This is a genomic window from Sinomonas gamaensis (assembly GCF_005876955.1).
GTDB classification, from domain to species: Bacteria; Actinomycetota; Actinomycetes; order Actinomycetales; family Micrococcaceae; genus Sinomonas; species Sinomonas gamaensis.
In genome coordinates this window covers 251,114-276,755 of sequence record NZ_SSCL01000001.1, presented here as the reverse complement: position 1 = coordinate 276,755, position 25,642 = coordinate 251,114, and the positions used below count along the sequence as shown (strand labels likewise).

Annotated in this window: 22 protein-coding genes and 1 riboswitch; of the genes, 3 read left to right on the top strand and 19 right to left on the bottom strand. The window is 67.8% G+C overall.

Annotation, left to right across the window (positions count from 1 at the left end; all coding sequences use genetic code 11):
• Positions 1-60: 60 nt before the first annotated feature.
• From E5679_RS01315 to E5679_RS01265, 11 genes are all read right to left on the bottom strand, one after another.
• Entirely contained in the window at positions 61-384 is a 324-nt protein-coding gene (locus E5679_RS01315) for a DUF2469 domain-containing protein (protein ID WP_043127802.1), read from the bottom strand.
• A gap of 4 nt (positions 385-388) precedes the next feature.
• Positions 389-1,123, bottom strand: coding sequence for a ribonuclease HII (locus E5679_RS01310; protein ID WP_420821023.1), 735 nt, complete (start codon positions 1,121-1,123; stop codon positions 389-391).
• Positions 1,124-1,130: 7 nt separating this feature from the next.
• Positions 1,131-1,898: a signal peptidase I gene (lepB, locus tag E5679_RS01305; protein WP_249335872.1), complete on the bottom strand. Its 768-nt coding sequence runs from the start codon at positions 1,896-1,898 to the stop codon at positions 1,131-1,133.
• Positions 1,895-2,560, bottom strand: coding sequence for a signal peptidase I (gene lepB / locus E5679_RS01300; RefSeq protein ID WP_138413503.1), 666 nt, complete (start codon positions 2,558-2,560; stop codon positions 1,895-1,897). The genes lepB (E5679_RS01305) and lepB (E5679_RS01300) overlap by 4 nt, the downstream gene beginning before the upstream one ends.
• A gap of 6 nt (positions 2,561-2,566) precedes the next feature.
• Complete coding sequence (gene rplS, locus E5679_RS01295) at positions 2,567-2,929, bottom strand: 50S ribosomal protein L19 (RefSeq protein ID WP_138413287.1); 363 nt, start codon at positions 2,927-2,929, stop codon at positions 2,567-2,569.
• A 233-nt stretch (positions 2,930-3,162) separates the two neighbouring features.
• Positions 3,163-3,948 carry a tRNA (guanosine(37)-N1)-methyltransferase TrmD gene (trmD, locus tag E5679_RS01290; RefSeq protein ID WP_138413286.1) on the bottom strand — a complete coding sequence of 262 codons (786 nt, stop codon included), beginning with the start codon at positions 3,946-3,948 and terminating at the stop codon, positions 3,163-3,165.
• On the bottom strand, positions 3,949-4,485 hold the full coding sequence (gene rimM / locus E5679_RS01285; protein ID WP_138413285.1) for a ribosome maturation factor RimM: 537 nt from the start codon (positions 4,483-4,485) through the stop codon (positions 3,949-3,951). It lies immediately after the preceding gene.
• A 103-nt stretch (positions 4,486-4,588) separates the two neighbouring features.
• Positions 4,589-4,831 (bottom strand): RNA-binding protein, encoded by a 243-nt coding sequence (locus E5679_RS01280; RefSeq protein ID WP_138413284.1) that lies wholly within the window; start codon positions 4,829-4,831, stop codon positions 4,589-4,591.
• Between the two features lies 1 nt (position 4,832).
• Positions 4,833-5,234, bottom strand: coding sequence for a 30S ribosomal protein S16 (gene rpsP, locus E5679_RS01275; protein ID WP_138413283.1), 402 nt, complete (start codon positions 5,232-5,234; stop codon positions 4,833-4,835).
• A gap of 182 nt (positions 5,235-5,416) precedes the next feature.
• Positions 5,417-5,878 (bottom strand): hypothetical protein, encoded by a 462-nt coding sequence (locus E5679_RS01270; protein ID WP_138413282.1) that lies wholly within the window; start codon positions 5,876-5,878, stop codon positions 5,417-5,419.
• A 136-nt stretch (positions 5,879-6,014) separates the two neighbouring features.
• Positions 6,015-6,905, bottom strand: coding sequence for a VOC family protein (locus tag E5679_RS01265; RefSeq protein ID WP_138413281.1), 891 nt, complete (start codon positions 6,903-6,905; stop codon positions 6,015-6,017).
• 94 nt (positions 6,906-6,999) lie between these two features.
• A riboswitch (TPP riboswitch) is annotated at positions 7,000-7,107 on the top strand.
• Between the two features lie 6 nt (positions 7,108-7,113).
• Here E5679_RS01265 and thiC point away from each other — a divergent pair.
• Entirely contained in the window at positions 7,114-8,880 is a 1,767-nt protein-coding gene (gene thiC / locus E5679_RS01260) for a phosphomethylpyrimidine synthase ThiC (protein ID WP_275092533.1), read from the top strand.
• A 105-nt stretch (positions 8,881-8,985) separates the two neighbouring features.
• Here the strand turns inward: thiC and ffh are convergent, their stop codons facing one another.
• Complete coding sequence (gene ffh, locus E5679_RS01255; protein ID WP_138413279.1) at positions 8,986-10,566, bottom strand: signal recognition particle protein; 1,581 nt, start codon at positions 10,564-10,566, stop codon at positions 8,986-8,988.
• A gap of 88 nt (positions 10,567-10,654) precedes the next feature.
• Between ffh and E5679_RS01250 the strand changes: the two genes are divergently transcribed.
• Positions 10,655-12,160, top strand: coding sequence for a glucose-6-phosphate dehydrogenase (locus tag E5679_RS01250; RefSeq protein ID WP_138413502.1), 1,506 nt, complete (start codon positions 10,655-10,657; stop codon positions 12,158-12,160).
• Here E5679_RS01250 and E5679_RS01245 read toward each other — a convergent pair.
• The 4 genes from E5679_RS01245 to E5679_RS01230 form a co-directional block, all read right to left on the bottom strand.
• Complete coding sequence (locus tag E5679_RS01245; RefSeq protein ID WP_138413278.1) at positions 12,153-12,491, bottom strand: P-II family nitrogen regulator; 339 nt, start codon at positions 12,489-12,491, stop codon at positions 12,153-12,155. The two genes, E5679_RS01250 and E5679_RS01245, sit on opposite strands and share 8 nt — an antisense overlap.
• Entirely contained in the window at positions 12,488-13,894 is a 1,407-nt protein-coding gene (locus tag E5679_RS01240; protein ID WP_138413277.1) for an ammonium transporter, read from the bottom strand. Before E5679_RS01240 ends, E5679_RS01245 begins: the two co-directional genes overlap by 4 nt.
• Before the next feature lie 259 nt (positions 13,895-14,153).
• Positions 14,154-14,492 (bottom strand): P-II family nitrogen regulator, encoded by a 339-nt coding sequence (locus E5679_RS01235; protein ID WP_138413276.1) that lies wholly within the window; start codon positions 14,490-14,492, stop codon positions 14,154-14,156.
• Positions 14,489-15,865: an ammonium transporter gene (locus E5679_RS01230; protein ID WP_138413275.1), complete on the bottom strand. Its 1,377-nt coding sequence runs from the start codon at positions 15,863-15,865 to the stop codon at positions 14,489-14,491. Before E5679_RS01230 ends, E5679_RS01235 begins: the two co-directional genes overlap by 4 nt.
• Positions 15,866-16,086: 221 nt before the next feature.
• Between E5679_RS01230 and E5679_RS01225 the strand changes: the two genes are divergently transcribed.
• A complete protein-coding gene (locus E5679_RS01225) occupies positions 16,087-17,346 on the top strand; it encodes an MFS transporter (protein ID WP_138413274.1) in 1,260 nt (419 codons plus the stop codon).
• Here the strand turns inward: E5679_RS01225 and E5679_RS01220 are convergent.
• The 3 genes from E5679_RS01220 to smc all read right to left on the bottom strand — a co-directional run bounded on the left by E5679_RS01220 (position 17,302) and on the right by smc (position 25,618).
• Positions 17,302-20,607, bottom strand: coding sequence for a fibronectin type III domain-containing protein (locus E5679_RS01220; protein WP_171042197.1), 3,306 nt, complete (start codon positions 20,605-20,607; stop codon positions 17,302-17,304). The genes E5679_RS01225 and E5679_RS01220 overlap by 45 nt on opposite strands.
• 168 nt (positions 20,608-20,775) lie before the next feature.
• Complete coding sequence (gene ftsY / locus E5679_RS01215) at positions 20,776-21,996, bottom strand: signal recognition particle-docking protein FtsY (protein ID WP_138413272.1); 1,221 nt, start codon at positions 21,994-21,996, stop codon at positions 20,776-20,778.
• A gap of 13 nt (positions 21,997-22,009) precedes the next feature.
• The gene (smc, locus tag E5679_RS01210; protein ID WP_171042196.1) at positions 22,010-25,618 is read right to left on the bottom strand and encodes a chromosome segregation protein SMC; all 3,609 of its coding nucleotides are present in this window, start codon (positions 25,616-25,618) and stop codon (positions 22,010-22,012) included.
• Positions 25,619-25,642: the final 24 nt, after the last annotated feature.

The following is a 25,642-nucleotide window of genomic DNA, read 5'->3' as shown; positions in this document are numbered from 1 at the left end:
GGATCCTATGTGGACGACGCGCCCAGAAAGGCGTTGTGGAGGACCACCCAGCGCGGGACGTTAGGTCCCTAGGCCGTCCTTGGGCAGCGCTAGGTCCTCGACCTTGGGGAGCTCCTCGACATTCACGTCCTTGAAGGTGATGACACGGACACTCTTGACGAAACGGGCGCTCCGGTACACGTCCCAGACCCACGCGTCTTGAAGCGTCAGGTCGAAATACACCTCGCCGTCAGCCGAGCGGGCCTGCAAGTCCACGTGATTGGCCAGATAGAACCGCCGCTCGGTCTCCACGACATAGCTGAACAGCGAGACGACGTCGCGGTACTCGCGGTAGAGCTGCAGCTCCATATCCGTCTCGTAGTTCTCGAGATCTTCAGCGCTCATTGTCCTATCCTCCATCACCTTCGAGAGGCTCGGAGGCGCCCTCGAGATTCCAGCTGCGCCGGTGCCACGTGCTAGCCCCGTACTCGATGAGGGCGGCACGGTGCTCAGCCGTCGCGTAGCCCTTGTTGACCGCCCACCCATACCGGGGGTCGTCCACCCCGATCTGCATCATGATCGCATCGCGCTCGACTTTGGCGAGGATGCTTGCCGCAGCGACTGCCTGGCATTTGAGGTCCGCCTTGATCATGGTGTGGACCGGGATTGCTGGCACAGCTGCAGCGTCACCGAACAGCGACTCCTGCCCTCCGCGGCCAAGCCAGTCGTAATTGCCGTCGAGGTGGACAACATCCGGCACAACTCCGGCCGCCGCGATCGCCTCAAGCGCCCGCGTTCCGGCCAATCTCAAAGCCTCCATGAGGCCGAACGCATCGATTTCGTCCGCGCCCGCATGGCCGACGGCACTCGCAACCCCCCACGAGCGGACCTTGGGAACGAGTTCGCGACGCCTCTCAGGGGCCAGCAGCTTGCTGTCGCGGAACATCGTTCGCGTGCGCACGGTGCGCGCGTCCACCACCACGATGCCGACGGAGACCGGGCCCGCAAGCGCCCCTCGTCCAACCTCGTCGCACCCTGCAACGAGCGGGCCGTACTCGGCAGCAAGCTGGCGGACGTAGCGCAGCGTCGCCGGCGCAGGGGCGCGCCGAACAGCGGTCGGCCTTTCGATGATGGGCTGGATCACGGTCATATCAGTGAGAGGCGGGGATGGACGCGAAGGTGCTGGGATAGCTGCCCAAGGATCCAATGCGGTTGAGCGGCCATGCGATGACGACAGCTTGGCCCTCGATATCGCTTTCGTCAACAAAGCCGTTGCCCGGCTGAGACGCGTTGTGGAAGCGGGAGTCCGACGAGTGGTTGCGGTTGTCCCCCATCACCCAGACCTTGCCGTCGGGAACGGTCACGTCGAAGGGAACAGGCCGCGGGACTTCGGCGGGATTGACATAGGGCTCAGTCAGTGCGACGCCGTTGACGGTCATCTTCTGCTGTGCGTCGCAGCAGACGACGTGATCCCCCGGCAATCCGATCAGCCGCTTGATGAGGTGCTGCTGCGACATGTCGGGCAGGAGGCCGATGAACTCGAGGCTCTGCTGGAACCAGTTCTGATTGCCGTCCGGTGACGGCGGAAGCCAGCCCTTCGTATCTTTGAAGACGATGACGTCTCCCCGATGGAGCGCGAAATTCCGCGGCACCATGAGGTTCACGAAGATCCGGTCGTTCTCCTCGAGCGTGGGGACCATGGACTCGGACGGAATGTAGAACGCTTTGAAGAAGAGAGTCTTGATCACGAAAGAGATCGCGATCGAGATGACCAGAATGAGCGCTATCTCCCGGAGCCAGCCGAGGATCCCGCTGCGCCGCTGCCGGCGGCCATGGCCCGAGTCCGTGCTTCCCTGTGAGTTCGGGGCATCAGGTCCGGTCTCTGCCCCATGTGGCCCTGTCTCCGCCCCGTGCGTCACTGGGCCTCCTTCTGAGTGCTGCTCATCGCGCCCAATCTATCAAGCGGCCAGAGGATGGCGATGGGCTCACCGATAACGCGGTCGGTGCGCACGAGTCCGCCGCCTGGTGCCCCCAGAAGAGAGCGCGAGTCCACAGAGTCCGCGCGGTGGTCACCGAGCAGCCAGAGGCGGCCGGGAGGTACGACGACGTCGAACGGCTGAGTGCTGGGAGCGTCGCCGGGGTAGACATAGGGCTCGTCGAGAGGTCTGCCGTTGACCGTGAGGTGCCCGTCGGCGGTGCAACATGTCACGTGGTCTCCGGCCACGCCCAGAACACGCTTCACGTACACCGTCTCATTCGGCACGATTCCGAACCACTCGCCGACTCCGCGCACAGCATCCCCCAACCACCCGCGTCCGCTGTCGAGGGGCGCGAAGGAGCCACGGCCGTCGAAGACCACGACGTCTCCGCGGGCGATGGGGCTTCCTGAAAACGCCACGCGTGACACGGCTATCCGATCGCCCGGCTGGAGCAGGGGCTCCATCGAGCCGGAGGGAATGTAGTAGAGGTCTACAAGGAAGGCTCGCACAAGTCCGCAGACCAGAATGGCCGCGATCAAACCGAGAAGCGCCGAGCGCCAGCCCAGTAGCCTGGGCCGGCGCTCGGTACGGAAGCCTTGCAGCAAGGCTTACTTGGAGGAGTTGCTGTAGTCGCGCTTCTCCTTGATCTTCGCGGCCTTGCCGCGGAGTTCGCGCATGTAGTACAGCTTCGCGCGGCGGACGTCGCCCTTGGTCACGACCTCGATCTTGTCGATGATCGGGGAGTGAACGGGGAACGTGCGCTCCACGCCCACACCGAAGGAGACCTTGCGGACGGTGAACGTCTCACGGACACCGAAGCCCTGGCGGCCGAGCACGAAGCCCTGGAACACCTGGATACGCGTGTTCTTGCCTTCGATGATGTTGACGTGCACCTTGATCGTGTCGCCCGGTGAGAACGAGGGAACGTCCGAGCGGAGGGACGCGGCGTCAACGTTGTCGAGAATATGCATGATGCTTCTCCTGGCGACTGCCACAGGTCAATCGCTTCAGTCGCGGGCCATGAGGCCCGTGCTCTCCCCCGCGCACCGGCTGACCCGGCGGCGGGGCGCCCCGACCGTTGGCAGGCTCCCCTGTGGCAGAGTCCAAGCCCGGCGGGCGCAACGCTCTATTCTGCCATGATCCCGCGCGCCAGCGCGAATCCCACCGGCCGGTCACGGCGAGCGGGACGGCATCCGCCAGAGCATCACTGCCGCACGAGGCGACCGTCGACGACGTCGTACCCCAGCTCCCGCAGGACCTCCCGCTCCCGCCCGGTGAATTCTGCGGGATCAGCGCCTTCGAGGAGTTCAGGCCGGCGCGCGGCAGTGCGGCGGAACTGCTGCTCGCGGCGCCAGCGCGCGATGAGCCCGTGGTTGCCGCTCAGAAGGACGTCGGGGACGTCGTGGCCCCGCCACGACGAGGGCTTCGTGTACACCGGGTACTCGAGGAGGCCGTCGGAATGCGACTCTTCCACGAGTGATTCGGGGTTCCCCACGACGCCGGGCAGCAGCCGCCCGACCGCTTCAACCATGGCCATGACGGCCACTTCACCGCCGTTGAGCACGTAATCGCCGAGGCTCACGGGCCGCACACGGAAGTGCTCCGCGGCCCACTCGAGGACACGTTCGTCGATGCCCTCATACCGGCCGCACGCGAAGGTCAGGCTCGGTTCCTGGGCAAGTTCTTCCGCGAGCGCCTGGGTGAAGACCTCCCCCGCGGGCGACGGCACGATCAGTGTGGGCGCCTCGTTCGTCTCGGGAAGCTCAGCCAGGACGGCCTCCAGCGCGAGCGCCCACGGCTCGGGCTTCATGACCATGCCGGCGCCACCGCCATACGGGGTGTCGTCCACCGTCCGGTGCCGGTCAGCCGTGAAGTCTCGCAGATCGTGCACCGAGAGCTGAAGGATGCCGTCCTCCTGCGCCCGGCCGAGCAGAGAGAGCCTGAGCGGGGCAAGATACTCGGGAAAGATGCTGACGACGTCGACCCGCATCTACGCTTCCTCGCCTTGCTGCGCCTCAGACTCGGTATTCAGCTCGAAGAGCCCGGGCGGCGGGACAACGACGATGAAGCCCCCTTCGACGTCGACCTCGGGAACGATCTCCTCGACAAACGGGACCAAGACCTCGCCAGAGGGCGTGTCCACGACGAGGAGATCCTGGGCAGGCATGACCTGGAGAGCCGAGACAGTTCCCGCTGCCTCGCCGTCGACACGGACCTCGAGACCCACGAGCTCATGCTCGTACCAGCCCTCGTCGTCCTCGTCGTCAACGTCCTCCGTGTCCAAGAAGAGCGTGGCCCCGCGCAACTCCTCCGCACGGTTGCGGTCTGCAACTTCTTCGAACCCGAGGACGAGGATGTCCTTGTTCCACCGCGCTGAGCGCACGGTGAGGGAACCATGGGAGACGGGCTCGACGTCGAACTCCGCGCCCTGGATGAAGCGATCCTCGGGCGAGTCCGTCAGGACCTGCACCGTCACCTCGCCTCGAATGCCATGCGGCTTGCCGATGCGTGCGACCCGAACCTTCATCTCTTCCTCTCATCGTGTTCGCAGAAATCGTGGGGCAGAAAAGGCTCCGGCCCCTCAGCCTATCGGCGGAGGGGCCGGAGCCTCGTGCTGGTGCGCCGGGGCGTCAGCGGCGTCTGTCGGTGTCGACGACGTCGACACGAACCGCATCGCCCTCGGCCAGGGCCGCCACAACGGTGCGAAGCGCACGCGCCGTTCGTCCCTGTCGGCCGATCACCCGGCCCAGATCGTCCTGATGGACGCGGACCTCGAGGATATCGCCACGGCGGCCGCTCTTGGCCTCCACGGTGACATCGTCCGGGTTGTCCACGATGCCGCGGACCAGGTGCTCGAGTGCGTCGGCCAGCAAGTTACTCAGCCTCGGCCGTCTCGGCAGGGGCCTCGTCGGCAGCCTTCGACGCCTTGGGCGCCTCGGGGACGATCACGGAGTCCTTCTCGGGGGCAACGAATGCAGCCTTGCCCTTGGGGGCCTTGAGCGTGCCTTCCTGACCCGGGAGGCCCTTGAACTTCTGCCAGTCGCCGGTGACCTTGAGGAGCGCGAGCACCTGCTCGGTCGGCTGGGCGCCGACGGAGAGCCAGTACTGGGCGCGCTCCGAGTTGACCTCGATGAACGAGGGATCCTCGATCGGGTGGTACTTGCCGATCTCCTCGATCGCACGGCCATCGCGCTTGGTGCGCGAGTCGGCGACGACGATGCGGTAGAACGGCTGGCGCATCTTGCCGAAGCGCTTGAGACGAATCTTAACGGCCACTGTTGTGGTCACTCCTGTTTCTGCAAAGGGTCGAACCCGCGCTTTCTGCACCCGTGGGGCGAGCCATACTCGGGCCGGTTCTTGTGGACACGACGCGCGCGGAGAGAGGGGCCACGCGGATCGGGTACCTGTCTATTGTGCCAGATGCTCGGGCAGCATTGCGATTCGCAACGCAGTCAGGATCAGGAGCCTGCCCAGACGAAGAGTTCCTGCTGGTCCGATTCATCGACGTCTGCGGCGAGCTTGGCCAGCTGCTCGACGTACCCATACGCCTCTTGGGCGTTGAACGGCAGGTCTTCCTGGTCCACCCAGGCCGCGGCGACACGCTCGACGGCGTCGCCCTCGCCTTCGTCGGACTCATACGCGAGAAGCTCTGCTAGCGCGCGGACCATGGCCGACGGGACCGCCAGGAGTGTATCGCTGGCCACGTCCACCATGACGAGCTCGTAGTCGGCGCCGGCAGCGTGCACCGCCGCCCCCACGAGTCCGCCTAGCTGCTCGATCTCATAGTCCGAGACGCCCGGGATGCGCACCCCCTCGCCGTCGACGTCGGAGGCGGAGCCGGCGTCGAGGTCCGCGGCCCTGCGGAGCGCCTCGGAGTGAGTTGACACGAATACTTCGGCGAACGGGTTGGGAGCTGACAAGGGATCCCCCTCGATCGGGCGGGCGCGGGGCCAGGCCAGCCCCGGCGACGGACTGCTGAACGGACAACGTGCCCGCGGGGACCGCGGACACGTTGAGCGTAGCGCAGGAGGGAACGCGCTGCCACGAAGCGCAGGGTCAGCGCTCCACCGCCAGCCGGATCCTGTTCCGCCACGGGTCGTCGAACCGGAGCTCGAGCCCAGTGTGCTCGGTGGCAACTCCCGCAGACTTGAGGCGGTCCGCGGCGGCGAGGAGATCGTCGTCGCCCGGAAGGTGGATGAGGACCTCGCCGAGGCCCAGCGTGTCCTTGCGCGGGCCGGCCCCGCGGCTGTTCCACACGTTCATCGCCATGTGGTGGTGGTACTTCCCCGCGGCGACAAAAAGGGCCTGCCCATGCCAGCCCGCGGTCTGCTCGAATCCGAGCGTGTCCACATAGAAGCGGTGCGCAGTGGGAACGTCACCGACTTGGAGGTGCACGTGGCCGACGCCGGCACCCGACTCGGTCTGGAGGCTCACCGCTTCTTCGGTGAGGTTCGCCTGGAGGAAGCCCTGCGGCGGAAGTGGGAGGCTGTCCATGACGACCCGGTCCCCCTGCCATTCCCAAGTACTGCGCGGCTTGTCGAAATACAGTTCGACGCCGTTGCCTTCAGGGTCGGTGAAATAGAAGGCCTCGGAGACCAGATGGTCGGCACTCCCAGCGAAGAGGCGTGGGTCATACTGGGCCGCCGTCGCGACCGTGGCTGCAAGATCGGACCGATTCTCGAACAGGATCGCCGTGTGGAAAAGCCCAGCCTCCCCGCGCCCGGGGATCTGCAGTCCGGCAGCGGGGCTGAGGTGGATGATCGGAAGGCCCTTGCGTCCGAGGTACACGCCGCCGAGCGACTCCGAGATCGGCACGAGGCCCAGGGCGCGCTGGTAGTAGTCCAGCATGAGTGTCATGTCCCCGACTTTGAGCATGACCGTGCCCATGCTCAGGTCCGCGGGCAGGAGATCTTTGCTCGACGCCGACAGGCTGGATGGTGTGGTCATGGCTGCTCCTCGTATCTGGTGATCTCCTTCCATCGTACATTTACTTGAAGCTTCAATCAAGAAGGAATATCCCGGTCGTCGTGCTAGCCTGCGTGACTGTCCACACGGGTGCCCTCGCAGGGGCTGAGATCAGGCTGACGCGGCCTGCGACCGTCGAACCTGTCCGGGTCATGCCGGCGTAGGAAGTGAGAATCCCTTGGGAAACACTGTGAGCACCCCAGCAACTGCAGAACAGCACCCCGCCCATTCGCTCGTGTTCGTCGACGACGCAGAGCATGGAATGAGAGTGCCGGTCACCGAGATTCGGCTCGATCCTTCCCCCAGCGGCCTGCCGAACCCGCCCCTGCGCGTCTACCGGACCGCCGGGCCCGGCAGCGACCCAGTGGTAGGCCTACCGCCCTGGCGCGCATCCTGGATCGAGGACCGCGGAGACACTGAGGCCTACGAGGGTCGCGGGCGGAACCTGCTCGACGACGGCCGCTCGGCGCAGCGTCGCGGCGCCGCCTCAGCCGAGTGGAAGGGCGCCAAGCCAGTCCCCCGACGCGCCAAGAACGGCCTCCGCGTCACACAGATGCACTACGCCCGCCGAGGCACGATCACGCCCGAGATGCGGTTCGTCGCACTCCGCGAGAACTGCGACGTCGAGCTCGTCCGGAGCGAAGTCGCGGCAGGACGCGCCATCATCCCCAACAACATCAACCATCCCGAGTCCGAGCCCATGATCATCGGCAAGGCGTTCCTTGTGAAGATCAACGCGAACATCGGCAATTCCGCTGTGACGTCATCGATCGCGGAGGAGGTCGACAAGCTCCAGTGGGCCACGAAATGGGGCGCGGACACCGTCATGGATCTCTCCACCGGAGACGATATCCATACGACCCGCGAGTGGATCATCCGCAATTCGCCTGTCCCGATCGGCACCGTGCCGATCTATCAGGCGCTCGAAAAGGTCAATGGCGACGCCTCGAAGCTCACGTGGGAGATCTTCCGGGACACCGTGATCGAGCAGTGCGAACAGGGCGTCGACTACATGACGATCCACGCCGGCGTGCTCCTGCGCTACGTTCCACTCACCGCGAACCGGGTCACGGGGATTGTGTCCCGCGGCGGATCGATCATGGCCGGCTGGTGCCTCGCGCACCACGAGGAGAACTTCCTCTACACCCATTTCGATGAGCTGTGCGAGATCTTCGCCAGATACGACGTTGCCTTCTCCCTCGGCGACGGCCTGCGGCCCGGTTCGACGGCGGACGCGAACGATGCCGCCCAGTTCGCCGAGCTCGACACGCTCGCGGAGCTGACCAAGCGCGCGTGGGAGTTCGACGTGCAGGTCATGGTCGAGGGCCCCGGCCACATCCCGTTCCACCTCGTGCGCGAGAATGTCGAGCGCCAGCAGGAGCTGTGCGACGGGGCACCGTTCTACACGCTCGGACCGCTCGTGACGGACGTCGCCCCTGGCTACGACCACATCACATCGGCCATCGGGGCAACCGAAATCGCCCGCTACGGCACCGCCATGCTCTGCTACGTCACCCCCAAAGAGCATCTGGGGCTCCCGAACAAGGACGACGTCAAGACCGGGGTGATCACCTACAAGATCGCCGCCCACGCAGCCGATCTCGCCAAGGGGCACCCGGGCGCCCGGGAGCGCGACGACGCCCTCTCGAAGGCCCGCTTCGAGTTCCGCTGGAAGGATCAGTTCGCGCTGTCCCTCGACCCCGCGACGGCCGAGGCCTTCCACGACGAGACCCTCCCGGCCGAGCCGGCCAAGACCGCCCACTTCTGCTCGATGTGCGGGCCCAAGTTCTGCTCGATGCGCATTTCCCAGGACATCCGGAACGAGTTCGGCTCCCGGGAGGCTCAGGAAGCGATCGCCGGGATCGCGGACGGCATGAAGGCGAAGAGCGCCGAATTCCTCGCTCAGGGCGGAAAGGTCTATCTGCCGGAGACCATCTCCGTCGGCGTACCCGAATAGGTCCCCTGGCCGACATCGGGCCTTACGACGCCGAGGTCGGGGCGAGAAGCCCCGACCTCGGCGCCACCCGGCCCGACCTCGGCGGTCGTGGGAGGGTGCAGACGGCTACTTCCCGAGGAACTTCTCGAAGCCCTTCGGGAGGTTCAAGGACGCCGGGTCGAAGTCCGACGGCGCCTGCTGGCCGAACGCGGAGCCGGACTTGGCTGCGTTCGCGGCTCCGGCCGCACGCCGCTGCTCCGCCTCGCGCAGCTGCTGCGCCGCCTTCGCAGGGTTCCCGGAACGGGCCTTCTTCTTGCCGTTCTTGCCCGCGGGTTTCCGCGAGCCTCCGCCCATGCCGGGCATGCCCGGCATCCCGGGGATGCCGCCGCCCTGCGCCATCTTGCGCATCATCTTCTGCGCCTGGCCGAACCGCTCCAGCAGGCCGTTGACCTCGGAGACGTGGACGCCGGAGCCACGGGCGATGCGGGCGCGGCGCGAGCCATTGATGATCTTCGGTGCCACCCGCTCGTGCGGGGTCATCGATCGGACGATCGCCTCGACACGGTCGATCTCGCGCTCATCGAACTGCTCGAGCTGCTGCCGGAACTGGGCCGCACCCGGCATCATGCCGAGGAGCTTCTTCATCGAGCCCATCTTGCGGATCTGCTGCATCTGGGTCAGGAAGTCCTCGAGCGTGAAGTCCTCCTGATCGGCGAACTTCTTCGCCATCCGAGCGGCTTCGTCGCGGTCCCAATTCTTCTCGGCTTGCTCGATGAGCGTCAGGACATCGCCCATGTCGAGGATGCGGGATGCCATTCGGTCCGGGTGGAACAGCTCGAAGTCGTCCAGGCCCTCGCCTGTGGAGGCGAACATGACGGGACGACCCGTGACCGAGGCGACCGAGAGGGCGGCGCCGCCTCGGGCATCGCCGTCGAGCTTGGTGAGGACGACGCCGGTGAAGTCGACGCCCTCCTCGAAGGCCTTCGCGGTGTTGACGGCGTCCTGGCCAATCATCGCGTCGATGACGAACAGGACCTCGTCGGGGTTGACGGCGGAACGGATGTCCGCGGCCTGCTGCATCAGTTCGGCATCGATGCCGAGGCGTCCGGCCGTGTCGACGATGACGACGTCATGCAGCTTGCGGCGGGCCTCCTCGACGCCTCCGCGGGCAACGCCGACCGGATCCCCGCTGGCGGCCTCGAATTCGGACTGGACGCCGGGGTGCGGAGCGTATACCGGGACGCCTGCCCGCTGCCCGACGACCTGAAGCTGGGTGACGGCGTTCGGACGCTGAAGATCTGCAGCGACGAGGATCGGCGAGTGGCCTTGGCCCTTGAGCCACTTGGCCAGCTTGCCAGCGAGCGTGGTCTTGCCGGCACCCTGCAGACCGGCAAGCATGATGACGGTCGGCGGGTTCTTCGCGAGCCGGATGCGCCGCGTCTCGCCGCCGAGGATGTTCACGAGTTCGTCATTGACGATCTTGACGACCTGCTGGCTCGGATTCAGGGCGGCGGCCACCTCCGCACCCAGAGCCCGCTCGCGGACGCGCGCCGCAAAATCGCGCACGACGGGAACAGCTACGTCGGCGTCGAGGAGAGCGCGGCGGATCTCGCGGACGGTTGCGTCGACGTCGGCCTCGCTCAGGCGGCCCTTGCCGCGGAGATTCTTGAACGTCGCAGTCAGACGGTCCGAGAGGGAGTTGAACACGTGACGGAGTCGCTTTCAGTCCTGTGAGTTGCCCGCCAATCGGCGGATCTGCCATTCCCAAGGGTATCAACGGCACGTGTCCGGTGGCATGCTGGGCACCGTGACGACCCAGACCTCAGATCCGAAGCCCGCCCCGTCACCGACTTCCGAGCCGAATCGGCATCGGGGACAGGTCCGAACCCTCCTCATTCTCGGCGCGTCGGGAGACCTCACCGGGCGCCTCCTGTTCCCCGGGCTCGCCCGGCTTCTCGCGACGGGCCGGCATACTGGCCTGGCCGTCATGGGAGCTGGCCATGAGGACTGGACCGAGCAGCAGTGGGCCGCGCGTGTCCATGACGCGACGGAGGAGGCGCTGGCCGATGCCAGCCCGGAGGGACGCCAGGAACTGGAGCGCATCCGCCGCGAATCGACGTACCAGCAGCTGGACGTCACGGCCCCGGGGGTCCTTGCGAGGGTCCTCGGGACGCTGCCGTCGCCCGTCGCGGTCTACTTCGCCCTCCCGCCGCAGATCACGGAGAAGGCCTGCGAGGCCCTCTCTGCGGCCGACCTCCCGCCAGGAACCCGCCTAGTGCTCGAGAAGCCGTTCGGCAGGTCCGAGGCCTCGGCCGAGTCACTCAACGAGACCCTCCGCAAGCTCGTTCCCGAGCAGCAGATCCACCGGGTGGACCATTTCCTGGGCAAAGGCACCGTCCTCAATGTCCTCGGGCTGCGGTTCGCCAACAACTTCCTCGAGCCGGTGTGGAACCGTGACCACATCGAGAAGGTCGAAATCTTCTTCGACGAGGACCTAACCCTTGAGGGGCGCGCAGGCTACTACGACCGTGCGGGCGCCCTCCGGGACATGATCCAGAGCCACCTGCTCCACGTTATGGCGGTCCTTGCCATGGAGACGCCGGCAAGGCTCGACGAGCGCGATCTGCGGGACCAGATCAGTGCCGTGCTGCGGGCCGCCCGCGTCGAGGAGCCGTTCACCGAGACGACGCGCCGCGCGCGATACACCGCTGGCCGCATCGGGAACCGTCAGGTGCCGGACTACACGTCCGAACCCGGAGTCGATGCGACAAGGGGAACTGAGACACTTGCGGAGGTCACCGTCACGCTCGCCAATTGGCGCTGGGCGGGCGTCCCCTTCGTCCTGCGCTCGGGGAAGGCGCTCGGAGCGAAGCGGAAGGAAGCGGTCATCACGTTCAAGCCGGTTCCCCATCTGCCAGAGGGATTCACCGGCGTGGACGAGCCGAACCGCCTGCGCATCGGCTTCGGTCCCGACGTCCTCCAGCTTGACGTCGACGTCAATGGGCCGGGAGACGTCCTCACCCTCAATCGCGTCACGCTCGACGCAGACCTCAGCGCCACGGACCTCCTCCCCTACGGCGAGGTTCTCGACGGCGTACTGAGCGGCGATCCCCTGCTCTCGGTGCGCGGGGACACGGCGGAGAGCTGCTGGCGGGTCGTGGACCCTGTGCTCGCCGCCTGGGCCGCCGACAAGGTGCCGATGGAGACCTACACGGCCGGAAGCATGGGACCGGAGAGGTGGGCCACGTCGTCGCGCGAGGAGGACGGGACGGAAACCGGCAGGGACGAAGGCGTCAGATAGCGTCCGTTCCGCGCTCGCCGGTGCGGACCCGCACCACGTCGTCGACCTGAACGGTCCACACCTTGCCGTCGCCGGCCTTGCCCGTGTTGGCCGCCGCGACGATCACGTCGAGGATGTCCTCGGTCTGCTCGTCCGAGGCGAGAACCTCGACGCGGATCTTGGGCACGAGGTCCACCGTGTATTCGGCGCCGCGATACACCTGCGTGTAGCCGCGCTGGCGCCCGTAGCCGCTCGCCTTGGTCACGGTGAGGCCTTGCACCCCGTAGGACTCGAGGCCCTCCCTGATGGTGTCGAGCTTTTCGGGACGGACGATCGCAGTAATGAGCTTCACGAGGAAACTGTAGCCGCGCCGCGCGCGTCGACGAGCTCCCGTCCAACAGACTCGCCGACGCCGTCGTGAGCGTGAACTGGCCCCTGCAGGTGGGCGACGGGGAGCTTGGCCGCGAGCGGATGGAATCCGCTGGCCGAGGACGAACCGGAGTGATAGGCCGTCTCGGCGTGGATCGCGATGTCGACCCCCGCTTCCTCGACGTCAGCGGAGACCCGGAAGCCCATGACCGCCTTGATGGCGAGGCCGAGCGCGATGGAGACCGCAAACGAATAGACGAGCACGGCTCCGGTGCCGAGGGCCTGCTTGCCGAGGAGCTCGAGGCCGCCGCCGTAGAACAGACCTCGGCCGGCGAGTGGAGCATCGGGGCTCGCGGCGAGGCCGATGAAGAGCGTCCCCACGATGCCGCCCACGAGGTGCACCCCCACCACGTCGAGCGAGTCGTCGTAGCCGAACCTGTACTTGAGGCCCACGGCCAGCGCACAGACGGTTCCCGCGACGAGGCCGAGGACAATGGCCCACAGCGGCGTCAAGGAGGCGCAGGACGGTGTGATGGCGACTAGGCCGGCGATAGCGCCGGACGCGGCCCCGAAGGACGTAGCGTGACCGTCGCGGAGCTTCTCGACCACGAGCCAGCTGAGCACGGCAGCGCACGGTGCCACGAGCGTGTTGATCCAGACGAAGCCCGCGGTGCCATTTGCCGCGAGAGCCGAACCGGCGTTGAAGCCGAACCAGCCGAACCAGAGGAGGCCGCAGCCCAGCATCACGAGCGGGAGGTTGTGCGGGCGGTGGTTGGGGTCCTTGCCGAAGCCGAGCCGCTTCCCGAGGACAATGGCCAAAGCCAGGCCCGCAGCGCCGGCGTTCACTTCCACGGCCGTTCCCCCGGCGAAGTCGATGAGCCCGAGGTGGTTGAGCCAGCCGCCGATGAACGTGCCGTGGGAGTCCGACTTTGCGTCGAACACCCAGTGCGCGACCGGGAAGTACACGAGGACGCCCCACAGGGCGGCGAACACCATCCAGGAGCCGAACTTGGCGCGGTCAGCAATCGCGCCGGAGACCAGCGCAACCGTGACGGTCGCGAACACACCTTGGAAGCCCACGAACACGATCTCCGGGATGCTCCCGACCAGCGGCATGTCCTTCCCGGTCGACAGGAGGCCGTGGAGACCGAAGAACTCGAAGGGATTCCCGAACAGGCCCCCGAACGCGTCATCGCCGAACGAGATGGAGTAGCCGATTGTCACCCAGAGGACGCCGACGATGGCGAGGGCGCCAAAGCTCATCATCATCATGTTGAGCATGGACTTCACGCGGGTCATGCCACCGTAGAAGATCGCGAGTCCGGGCGACATGAGCAGCACGAGCGCTGCGGAGACGAGTACCCAGGCGGTGTCGCCAGCATTCATGGGTCGTGGGCCTTCCGAGGGGGAAACGGTCGGTTTCCAGATTCCTCCCCCGGTGTTTCCAACTTCGGGCGCCCATGTTGCCCCAGTGTTACAACAGAGCCACGGACGTTAAGAGTCCGTCACCAGGGTGTTAACGCCATGTTTCCTCGTGCCGGGTTCCGCCCGGGTTGTCCGTCCTGAGGAAAGCGGACGACGGCGGGGTCCTCCCGCCGTCGTCCGCTCCCCTGCTTGGGTGGGCCGGCCTGCTTGGGTGTGCTGGCTAGATCGCGGCTGCCCCGCGCTCGCCAGTCCTGACCCTGATGGCCTCGTGGACGTCAACCGTCCAGACCTTGCCATCACCGGCGCGGCCCGTGTTGGCCGTCGTGATGATGACGTCGAGGATGTCGTCAGTCTGCTCGTCGGTCGCGAGGATCTCGACCCTGACCTTGGGGAGGAGGTCCACGCTGTACTCCGCGCCGCGGTACACCTCGGTGTAGCCGCGCTGCTGGCCGTAGCCGCTCGCCGTGCTGACGGTCAGGCCCTGGACTCCGTAGGACTCGAGGCCTTCTCGGATCGCGTCAAGCTTCTCGGGCCGAACGATCGCGGTGATGAGCTTCATGAAGTGACCTTCCCTGCCTTGGTGGACTCAGTGAGCAGATCGTCCGCGTTGAACCCGGAGATCTCTTCTGCGGCGCCCTTGGCACCCAGTGGGTGGAAGCCGTTGCCGCCCGACGCGGTCGAGGAGTACGCCGTCTCGGCGTGGATCGCAATATCGACGCCAGCCTCCTCCGCCTCGCTCGAGACGCGGAACCCGATGGTCGCCTTGATCAGGAGGCCGATGAGGAGCGAGACCAGGAACGAGTAGCCGAGGACCGTGAAGGCGCCGATGGCCTGCTTCCCGAGAAGGTCGAAACCGCCACCGTAGAACAGGCCGGTTCCGGCCGACGGGGCACCCGGGCTGGCCGCAAGACCGATGAAGAGCGTGCCCACGAGGCCGCCCACGAGGTGGACGCCCACGACGTCGAGCGAATCGTCGTAGCCGAAGCGGTATTTGAGGCCCACGGCGAGGGCGCAGACGGCACCCGCGAGGACGCCGAGGATGATGGCGTAGAGCGGGGAGATGGCCGCACAGGCCGGGGTGATCGCAACAAGGCCTGCCACAGCGCCGGAGGCAGCGCCGAGGGAGGTTGCGTGACCGTCGCGGATCTTCTCGACGATGAGCCAGCCCAGGACGGCGGCGCACGGAGCGACGAGCGTATTGATCCAGGCGAAGGCAGCAGTTCCGTTGGCGGCGAGCGCCGAACCTGCGTTGAAGCCGAACCAGCCGAACCAGAGGAGGCCCGCGCCGAGCATCACGAACGGGAGGTTGTGCGGGCGGTGGTTCGGATCCTTGCCGAAGCCGCGACGCTTGCCGAGGACGAGGGCGAGCGCGAGACCCGCCGCGCCGGCGTTGATGTGGACGGCAGTACCACCAGCGAAGTCGATCACGCCGAGGTGGTTGAGCCAGCCGCCGATGAAGTTGCCGTTCGCGTCCTTATTGGCGTCGAACACCCAGTGCGCCACCGGGAAGTAGACGAGGACCGAGAACAGGGCCGCGAACACCATCCACGAGCCGAACTTGGCCCGGTCGGCGATCGAGCCGGAGACGAGCGCAACAGTGATGATCGCGAACACGCCCTGGAATCCGACGAAGGCGAGTTCAGGGATGGTGCCGGCCAGCGACATGTCCTGTCCGGTCGAGAGAGCCCCGTGGAGGCCGAACTTGTCGAGATTGCCGATGAGGCCGCCGAAAGCGTCGGTGCCGAACGACATCGAGTAGCCCACGGTGGCCCACAGGACTCCGACGAGCGCGATGGCTCCGAAGCTCATCATCATCATGTTGAGCACAGACTTGGCGCGGGTCATGCCGCCGTAGAAGAAAGCAAGCCCGGGCGTCATGAGCAGCACGAGCGCTGCCGAGGCGAGGACCCAGGCGGTATCGCCAGCATTCATGGTGATTGCCTTTCGAGGGGTGGAACAGAACGGAATCGTCTGGCCCGTCGCCGCCGCTTCTCGACGGCCCGATCGGACCACTGAGACCAGATTGCTCCTCCGGTGTTTCAGCCGCTCGCGACCCAAATTGCCCGGTTGTTACAACTTCATCCCCCGCGTTAAGGCAGCATCACCGGCACGTTAACGCTGTGTTTCAGAGCGCTCTTCCATAGGGTTGGGACATGCTCCGCCTGTTCCCCCGCGCGGCGGTCCGCCGCCCGGGCGCTCCCCGCACCGCGATCCCCCGCGATGTCTGGGTTCTCGTTGCGGCCGCCTTCGCGATCGCCATCGGCTTCGGTCTTGTCGCCCCGGTCCTGCCCCAGTTCGCAGCGAGCTTCGGTGTCGGTGCCACAGCCGCGTCCGTGATCGTGAGCGCATTCGCGTTGACCCGACTCGTCCTGGCACCCACCGCGGGCGGCCTGGTGAACCGGCTCGGGGAGCGCCCGGTCTACGTGATCGGTGTCCTCACAGTCGCGGTGTTCACCGGCGCGTGCGCGTTCGCCGGAAGCTATTGGCAACTCCTGCTCTTCCGGGGACTCGCCGGGATTGGCTCCACGATGTTCACCATCTCGGCATCGGGGCTCATCGTGCGGCTCGCTCCACCCGAGGCGCGCGGGCGCGTGAGTGGCCTGTACGCCTCCTCGTTCCTCCTGGGGAACATCGCCGGCCCGCTGGTAGGCGGCCTTCTCGCCGGCCTCGGGCTGCGGGTCCCGTTCCTCGTGTACGCCGGGACACTCGTAGTCGCGGCATCGATCGTCGGCATCATGCTCGGGCGCGGACGGACTGCCGAGGTCCGGACCGCGCTGCCTCCGCTGCGCCTTTCCGAGGCACTGTCCGTGGCCCCGTACCGCGCCGCCCTGGTCTCCAACTTCGCGAACGGATGGGCCACGTTCGGCATCCGCATGGCTCTCGTCCCGCTCTTCGCCGCCGCCGTGCTGCACGCCGCCCCGGCGGTGGCGGGCCTTGCGCTCGCCCTCTTCGCCCTCGGCACTGCGGGTGCCCTGACTTTCTCGGGGCGCCTCGTGGACACCTGGGGCCGGCGGCCGCTGGCCCTCGCGGGGCTCGGCATCGCGGCCGTCGGCACGGCCCTCATGGGCGTGAGCGGCAGCAACGGCGTGCTCTTCCTGCTGTCGGTGGTGGCTGGTTTCGGCTCAGGCCTCCTCAGCCCCGCCCTCCAGGCCACCGTGGCGGACGTCATCGGCCGAGAGCGGAGCGGGGGTGCTCCGCTGGCGGTCTTCCAGATGGTCTCGGACGTCGGAAGCATCGTGGGGCCGCTGCTGGCTGGCCTTCTCGCCGACAGCGTGGGCTACGTGTGGGCCTTCGCCGCCTCGGGGGCGTGCCTGCTCCTCGCGATCCCGGCGTGGGCCGGACGACGGCATCGGATCAGCGCCGAGAGATCACGCGTGCTTGAGAACGAGGACGGCTGCGAGCCAGACCGTTGAAGCGCCCGTTGAGAACGCAGCGTTAGACGTGGCGCCGGAGGCGGTCAGCTGATCCTCCGCCAGGAACTCCATATCCGGGGTGGGCGAGACATTGATGCGAGCGGTGAAGCCCGATCCGGACGCCAGCGTGTCCCCGAAGCCCGAATCGGCGTAGAAGCCGACCGCGAGTTCATTGGCCGCGCTGGCTGCAGCGGTGGGCCCCGAGGCGACTGTCGCGGCCCTCGTTCCTGTGGTTCCCGTGGCGTGGGCCTGGACATCGACGGCGCCGCTTCCGGCCGCAGTGGAGAGGCCCGAATATTCGAGGACCCCGAGGCCAATATCAGCCGGAGAGGTCGTCTTTGCCGTGACGGTGACCGTCGAGCCGCCCCCTCCCGTGATCGGGGCCGTCCAGACGCTCATTTCCGTGTGGTCCGAGGCGGTGAAGTGCGTGAGCTCGGTGTAGGTGTTGCCAGCAGAGTCGGTGACGCTGCTCGCTGTGGCGTTCGAGGAATTCCACACACCCATTTCTACGACGAGCCTGTCCCCCGCGGTGACCGCGCGCCCGAGCGTCACGGTCGTCTGCGGCGAGTTGGCCACGTGGGCGCTGCCCTGCTGGACGAATGCCGGCACGACGACGGGGCTCGGCGTCACGCTGTTCGACGGGGCCGACGCGGGCGATGTCCCGACGGCGTTCGTCGCCGTCACCGTGAAGGTATACGGAACGCCGTTCGTCAGGCCCGTGATCGCCGCCCCTGTTGGTGCCGGGTTGCCCGTCACCGTTGTGGAGGCCTGCGCTGCCCCGCCCGTCCACGGAGTGACGGTGTACGACGTGATGGTCGAGCCCCCGTTATTCGGCGCGGTCCACGTGACGTTGGCCGAGGCGTTTCCTGCCGAGGCCGTCACTCCCGTTGGCGCGGCCGGAGCGTTCGACGGCGGCGCGACGTGAACGGTCGCGGCGAGGGAGGGCACCCCGCTTCCGTTGACGATGAAGAGCATGTAGTTCCCCGGAGGCGCGTAGGCGCCGGAGACAGGAGCCTGTACAGCCAGGGAGCCCGAGCCGGCCGTGAAGGTGAGCGGGACAAAGTGCTGGTCCATGTCGGCTTGATGCGTATCGGCTGCGAACGAGGCGAGGTTGATGGCGCTGATGGAGGCGGCATCGGGGCTGCCGAGGGTAAAGCTCGAGCCGTAGGCGATCGTCCCGGGCGCGGATGAGATCGTGGGCCGGGTGCCACCGAACGAGTACGACGGCGAGTAGATCTGCGCACTGTACTGCCCGGGGTTGCTGAGCGAATCCTCGTGGCCACCGCCGGCGACCAGCACCGTGCCGTCGGGCTGGAGCACGGCTGTTGAGTGGTAGTTGCGAGCGGCCGCGATCTGGCCGATCACGCTCCACGCGCCTGTTGCGGGATTCCAGATCTCGGCTGGGAGGACCCCGCTCGTGACTTGGGTCTGATCTGAGCTGGGCTCTCCCCCCACGGCTAGCACGCGGCCATCGGCAAGGGTAGTGAGCGTGTGGTAGACGCGCGGGTAGTTCATGGGCGCGATGGGCTTCCAGACGGGCGCGCTCGCGGTGAGGTCAATCGTCGCGGCACCCGCCACGGCCGTCGTTGTTGACGTGACACTGGGCGCGCCCCCGCTGTAGAGGATCTGGCCCGGCCGGTACATGACGGACGAGCCGTTCTTCAGGCCGCTGGCCCCGACTGACGTCCAGGTCTGAGCGTCAGCGTCGAGCCAGTAGGAGACGTCCTCGGACGGGCCGATGGTGAAGATCTTTCCGTTGGGCGCCAGATAGGAGAACGGGTATTCCTCCTCGTGGACCTGGGAGGTGCTGATGTTCTTGAGCAACGTCCAGCTGTTCGTGGACGGGTCGTACACCTCGGGGGTGTCGGCCCACGTCGAGGCGCTTGACGAGTTGCCGCTGATGGCCACGTAGCGTCCGTCCGCGAGTTCGACAAGGTCGGGATACCAGCGCGGGACGTTCATACTCGCGAGGCGGCTCCAGGACTGAGTTGCAGGGTCGAACACGTTCGTATCGGTGAGGCCGAGGTTGCCGGTCGTCGTCACGCCGTAGCCGCCGGCAACAATGACGCGCCCGTCGGCGAGCTTGGCGTTGCCAGAGCAGAAGATGCTCGACGGCGCGGTGATGGTCGTGAACGAGCCGGTCGAAGGGTCGTAGAGAGAGGTTGGTTCGGGTGTCTGCCACCCGTCCCACTGGAGCAGCTTTCCGCTGTCCAGCACGACCGAATGCGCGGCCACGATCGGCCACGTGAGGAGGGTGCCCCATTGGCCGTTGGCGTAGGCGCTCGGCACTACCGCGTTCGAGGGCGCTGATGCAGGGCCGGTGCCGACCGCGTTCGTAGCTGAGACCGTGAACGTGTAGGTCGTGCCGTTGACAAGGCCAGTCACCGTGGCCGACGTTGGCGCCGGTGATCCCTTCACGGTCGTGGCCGGCTGCGCGGCAGTACCAACGTATGGGGTGACGGTGTACGACGAGATCTGGGAGCCGCCGTCGGAGGGCGCGGTCCAGGACACGGTCGCCGAGCCGTTCCCGGGGCTGGCCAGGACGCCCGTCGGTGCCGACGGAGCAGTGGGCGGGGGCGCGGCCGCGGTCTTGAGGACCACCGTCGCGGCGAGCCACACCGTGTTCGCGCCCGTCGTGAAGCCCGCGTTCGGCGTCGAGCCGAGGCCGACAACCGCGTCCTCGTCCACGAACTCCATATCGGAAGTCTTCGACATATTCGTCCGTACCGTGAAGCCCTGCCCACCCCCGAGGGTGTCACCGAACCCCGAGTCGATGTAGGCGCCGAAGGCAAGCTCGCCGTCGCCCGTTGTCGCCGCGGTCGGTCCCGAGGCGACCGTCCCGCTCGTGGACGTGGTGCCCGAAGCCTGCGCGTGGACGTCCATGGCCGAGATGCCGCTCGCCGTCGTCAGGCCGCTGTACTCCACGGCCGAGACTCCGACATCCGCGCTGGAGGTCGGCTTGGCCGTCACTGTCGGCCGCGTCCCGCCACCAGCTGTGATCGGCGCAGTCCAAATGCTCAGCTCGGTGTGGTCGGAGGCCGCAAAGTGAACGAGCTCGGTGTAGGTGTTCCCCGCAGAGTCGGACACACTCGCTGTGGTCGCCGAGGAGCTGTTCCAAACGCCGACGGCCACCACGAGCCTGTCCCCCGACGCCACGGCGGAACCGGGAGTCACTCCGAGTGATGCGACCCCCGCGGCGTGGCCTGAGGCCTGTTGGACGAAGGAAGGGCTGGTGAGCGCATGCGCCGGCGGCGCTTGCACGCTGAGTCCGACGGCTGCGCAAATCGCAGCCGAAGCACCGAAAAGCCGGAAACGAAGGGCGTGGCGCATCGGTACTCCCACAGCGTGGAGACCGTTGTGAAACTCCCAGCGCGAACACAGTGCGCCTTCCCCCGCCCCGAGTCAAGAGCGGGAGGCGGGGGAAGGCTGTCAGGCGAGGATCGCGTCGACGAAGCCCTCCACATCGAAGGGCGCGAGATCGTCCGGGCCTTCGCCGAGGCCCACGAGCTTGACGGGCACCCCGAGCTGCTTCTGGATCGCGACGACGATGCCGCCCTTCGCGGTGCCGTCCAGCTTGGTCAGGACGATCCCGGTGATGTCGACGACCTCGGAGAACACCTTGGCCTGGTTCAAGCCGTTCTGCCCTGTCGTGGCGTCGAGGACCAGAAGGACTTCATCCACCTCGGCCTGCTTCTCGATGACGCGCTTGACCTTGCCGAGCTCGTCCATGAGCCCCACTTTGTTCTGCAGGCGGCCGGCGGTGTCGACCATGACCACGTCGACCTCCTGCTCGATGCCGGCCTTGACCGCCTCGAAGGCGACTGACGCAGGGTCGGCGCCATCGACGTCGGACTTCACCGTCGGAACACCCACGCGGGCACCCCAGGTGGCCAGCTGCTCCGCGGCTGCCGCCCGGAAGGTGTCCGCGGCGCCCAGGATCACGTCCTTGTCCTCCGCGACCAGGACGCGCGCGAGTTTGCCGACCGTGGTCGTCTTGCCCACGCCGTTGACGCCGACCACGAGGACGACGGCGGGCTTGCCCGCCTTGCGGTCCACGTTGAGCGAGCGGTCGAGGGAGGGGTCGACGAGCTTGACGAGCTCGTCGCGGAGCATCGCTCGGACCTCGTCCGGATTCCGGCTCCCCATGACCTTGACGCGGTCCTTGAGGGTGTCGACGAGCTCAAGGCTCGGCTCGGTGCCGATGTCGGCGAGCAGCAGGGTCTCCTCGACCTCGTCCCAGACGTTGTCGTCGATGCGGTCGCTCGAGAGCAGGGCGAGAAGGCCCTTGCCGAGGACGTTGTTGCTGCGGGCGAGCCGCTCGCGGAGCCGCTGGAGCCTGCCCGCGACCGGAGCCGGGGTCTCGGTGGGCACCGCCTCGGCGACGGGCTCCTCGAACGCCTCCGGGACCTCGACGCCCGGCTCGGCCTCGAGGGTGGGTGCCGGCGGCTCGGCGACCGCGGTCGGCGCGCCCGTATCGGAACCGGCCACGTTCGGTTGGTTGGGCGCGAGGACGGGATCGTTGGCATCCCTCGTGTCCGTGTAGCGAACCCTTGAGCGCCGCCCCCGGACAAGCCCGATGACGGACCCGGCGACGATGAAGAGCACGATCACAGCAATGATGAAAGGCAGCAATGCGGAGAGGTCTGTCACGAGACCTAGTCTGTCATGACAGGCTTTCGGCGCGTTCGAGCTTCTGGCTGATGACGGTCGAGACCCCGTCGCCCCGCATCGACACGCCGTAGAGGGCGTCTGCAACCTCCATCGTTCGCTTCTGGTGCGTGATGACGATGAGCTGGCTGGACTCGCGCAGCTCCTCGAAGATCGTAATGAGCCGCCCCAGGTTCGTGTCGTCGAGAGCGGCCTCGACCTCGTCCATCACGTAGAAGGGCGACGGCCTGGCCTTGAAGATGGCCACGAGCAGCGCGACCGCCGTGAGCGAGCGCTCGCCACCGGAGAGCAGCGAGAGCCGCTTGATCTTCTTGCCCGCCGGCCGTGCCTCGACCTCGATGCCCGTAGTCAGCATGTCCTCAGGCTCGGTGAGCACCAGGCGTCCCTCGCCGCCTGGGAAGAGCCGCCCGAAGACCCGCTCGAATTGGACGGCGGTGTCCGCGAATGCCTCGGCGAACACGCGCTGCACGCGGTCGTCGACGTCCTTGATGATGGCGAGAAGGTCGCGACGACTCGCCTTGAGGTCCTCGAGCTGCTCGTTCAGGAATCGGTGCCGCTCCTCGAGCGCCGCGAACTCCTCGAGGGCCAGCGGATTGACCTTGCCGAGGGCCGCGAGGTCCCGTTCGGCCTTCTTGAGCCGCTTCTCCTGTTCGGCGCGCACGTACGGGGCCCCGCCGACCGGCTGCCCCGCCTCGTTGACTTCGACGCGGAGGGCCGCCCACTTGTCGCCCCCCGCCGCCTCGGCTTCAGGGATCGGGACCGGCAGGTGCGGGCCAAACTCGTCGACGAGCTGCTGGGCCGAAATGCCGAGCTCCTCAACAGCGCGGTCCTCGAGGGCCTCGAGGCGAAGGCCGAGCTCGGCGCGTGCGAGTTCGTCGCGGTGCGCTGCGTTGCCCAGCTCGGCGAGCTCCTTGGCGAGGGCGTCGGTCATCGAGCGCAGGCCGGTGAGCCTCTCGTCGAGTTCGGCTCGTCGCTCCTCCGCGGCGTCGCGCTCCTCGGCCGCCTCCTCCACTGCCCGGTCCATCGCCTCCACCCCGGCCTGGGCCGCGCGGGCCACGTCCGCGGCACGTGCAGCCTTGGCTGCGCGTTCCTGGGCGCGGCGCTGGGCCTCCGCCGCCGCCCGCCGCTCGCCCGCGGCGGCGCGTTCGAGGGATTCTGCCCGTGCCTCGAGCGCCCGGTGCTGCTCCTCTGCACTCCGGAGCGCGAGGCGAGCCTCAAGCTCCGCCGCACGCGCCGCCGTCGCCCGCTGCGCCAGACGATCCCGATCGCCTGAGGAGGTGGCGCCGTCATCCTCTTCAACTCCGGCCGCGGCCTCTTCGGCCGCCTCCAGGCGCTCGACGGCGGTCGCAAGAGTCTCCTGTTCGGACTCGAGCTGCGACTCGGCGGCCGCGAGGGACGCCCGGAGCCGCTCGTCCTCGGCGGTCGCGCCGCGTAGCTGCGCCCCCAAGGCGGCGAGGCGCTCGGCGACCGCCGCGAACTTCGCATCGGAGTCGTGGAGTGCGGCGAGGGCCGCGTCCGCACGCTCGGCGGCCTCCCGCACGCGGTCACGGGCGCCCATGAGCTCGAAGCCTGTGCGCTCGTACTCCGCTTGGGCGGCGGCGAGCTCCGCCTCCGCGACTTCGGCCTGCGCCTGCAGCTCCAGCGTGGACGGCGCACCAGCCGATCCTCCCCTCACCACGGCAGAGGTCAGCACATCGCCCTGACGCGTCACGACCATGAGATCCGGCTGCTCGGCGAGGATCGCGGCAGCCTCGGAGGTATCCGTCACCGCGACGACGTGGTCGAGGAGGCGAACGATGGCGGAGCGCACCCGCGCATCAGAGGTCACCACCGTGGTCAGCCAGTGGGCGTTCTCCGGCAGCGCGGGGCGGGGAGACTCCGGGCGTTCTAGCATGGGGGCGCCGCCGACGAGGAGCGCTGCCTGGCCGCCGTCATCCTCCCTCAGTCGCAAGAGCGCGCGGTGGGCCGCGTCGGCGCCGTCCATCGCAAGGCCCTCCGCGGCCGCGCCCAGCGCAGCCGCCAGGGCGGCCTCGAATCCCGGCTCGGCCTTGACCAGAGACGCAACGGGTCCGAGAACCCCATCGCCGGATGCTGCGATGGCTCCGCTGCCGTCCCGCCCCCTCAGGCCGGCACGCAGCACCTCGAGCCGCGCCTCGAGCGAACGGCGTGCAGCGTCGGCGTCGCGCCGGCGCTCCTCGATCTCGGCCAGCGCTGCCTCCGCAGCTTCCTGGCGCGCGGCGGCGTCCTCGTACTCGGCGTCGAGTCCCTCCTCGCCCTCCTCCACCCCCGCGACCTGGGATTCGAGGGCGGTGAATTCGAGTTCGGCGTCCCGGCGGCGCTGGCTCGCCGAGCCCAGTGACGAGCGGAGCCGGCCGATCTCGCCCTCCGCCGCTTCGACTCGGCTCCGCGCCGCCGCCACCGCGCCCGCGAGCCGGGCCAAGCCCTCCCTGCGGTCGGCCAGGGCCCTCAGCCTCGCGGTGTGGCGCCGGTCCTCCTCTGCAGCCTCGGCCTCGGCCTCCGCGCGAGCCTCGGACGCCTCCTCGAGGGTCTCGGCCCGCACGTCGATGGCCTCGGCCAGCACGGCGAGCTCCTCGCGCGCCTCCTCGGCCTGCCGTTCGAGGCGCTCTGGGTCCCGCCCCGAATGCTCTGGCTCATTCGTTCCGAGGAGACGGCGCCGTTCCTCGGCGACCTTGGCGAGGGATCGGAGCCGCTCCCTTCCAGACGAGAGCCGGTACCAGAGGTCGCGTGCGGCGTTCAGGCGCGGCGTCGCCACCGCGGCTGCGCGCTCCGCGTCCGCCTGTTCGCGCCGCGCGGCCTCGAGGTCCCGCTCGACCTGGGCCCGCCGTTCCATCAGCGCCGACTGGTCCGCGCGGTCCTTCTCCAGCGATTCCCTCAGGCGCACCACATCGTCCGCCAGCAGCCGCGCACGGGCGTCGCGCACATCCGCTTGGATCGTCTGGGCTCTCCGCGCCACCTGCGCCTGACGGCCCAGAGGGCCGAGCTGGCGCCGGATCTCCCCCGTGAGGTCGGCAAGGCGCTGGAGGTTGCCCTGCATCGCATCGAGCTTGCGCACCGTGCGCTCCTTGCGTCGGCGGTGCTTGAGGATCCCGGCCGCCTCCTCAATGAAGCCGCGCCGGTCCTCTGGGGTCGCATGCAGGACCCGATCCAGCTGCCCCTGCCCCACGATCACGTGCATCTCGCGTCCGAGGCCCGAGTCGCTGAGGAGCTCCTGGATGTCGAGGAGGCGGCAGGCCTCCCCGTTGATCGCGTACTCAGACCCGCCGGTGCGGAAGAGCGTGCGGGAGATCGTGACCTCGCTGTACTCGATCGGCAAGGCCCCGTCGGCGTTGTCGATGGTCAGGGAAACCTGGGCGCGTCCGAGCGGCGGGCGTCCGGCAGTGCCCGCGAAGATGACGTCCTCCATCTTCCCGCCGCGCAGCGTCTTGGCACCTTGCTCCCCCATGACCCACGCCAGCGCGTCGACGACGTTCGACTTCCCCGAACCGTTCGGACCGACAACTGCGGTCACGCCCGGTTCGAATTCGAACGTCGTGGCCGAGGCGAACGACTTGAAGCCTCGGATGGTCAGGGTCTTGAGATGCAAGGGAGCGGTGTTCTCCTGTCGCTG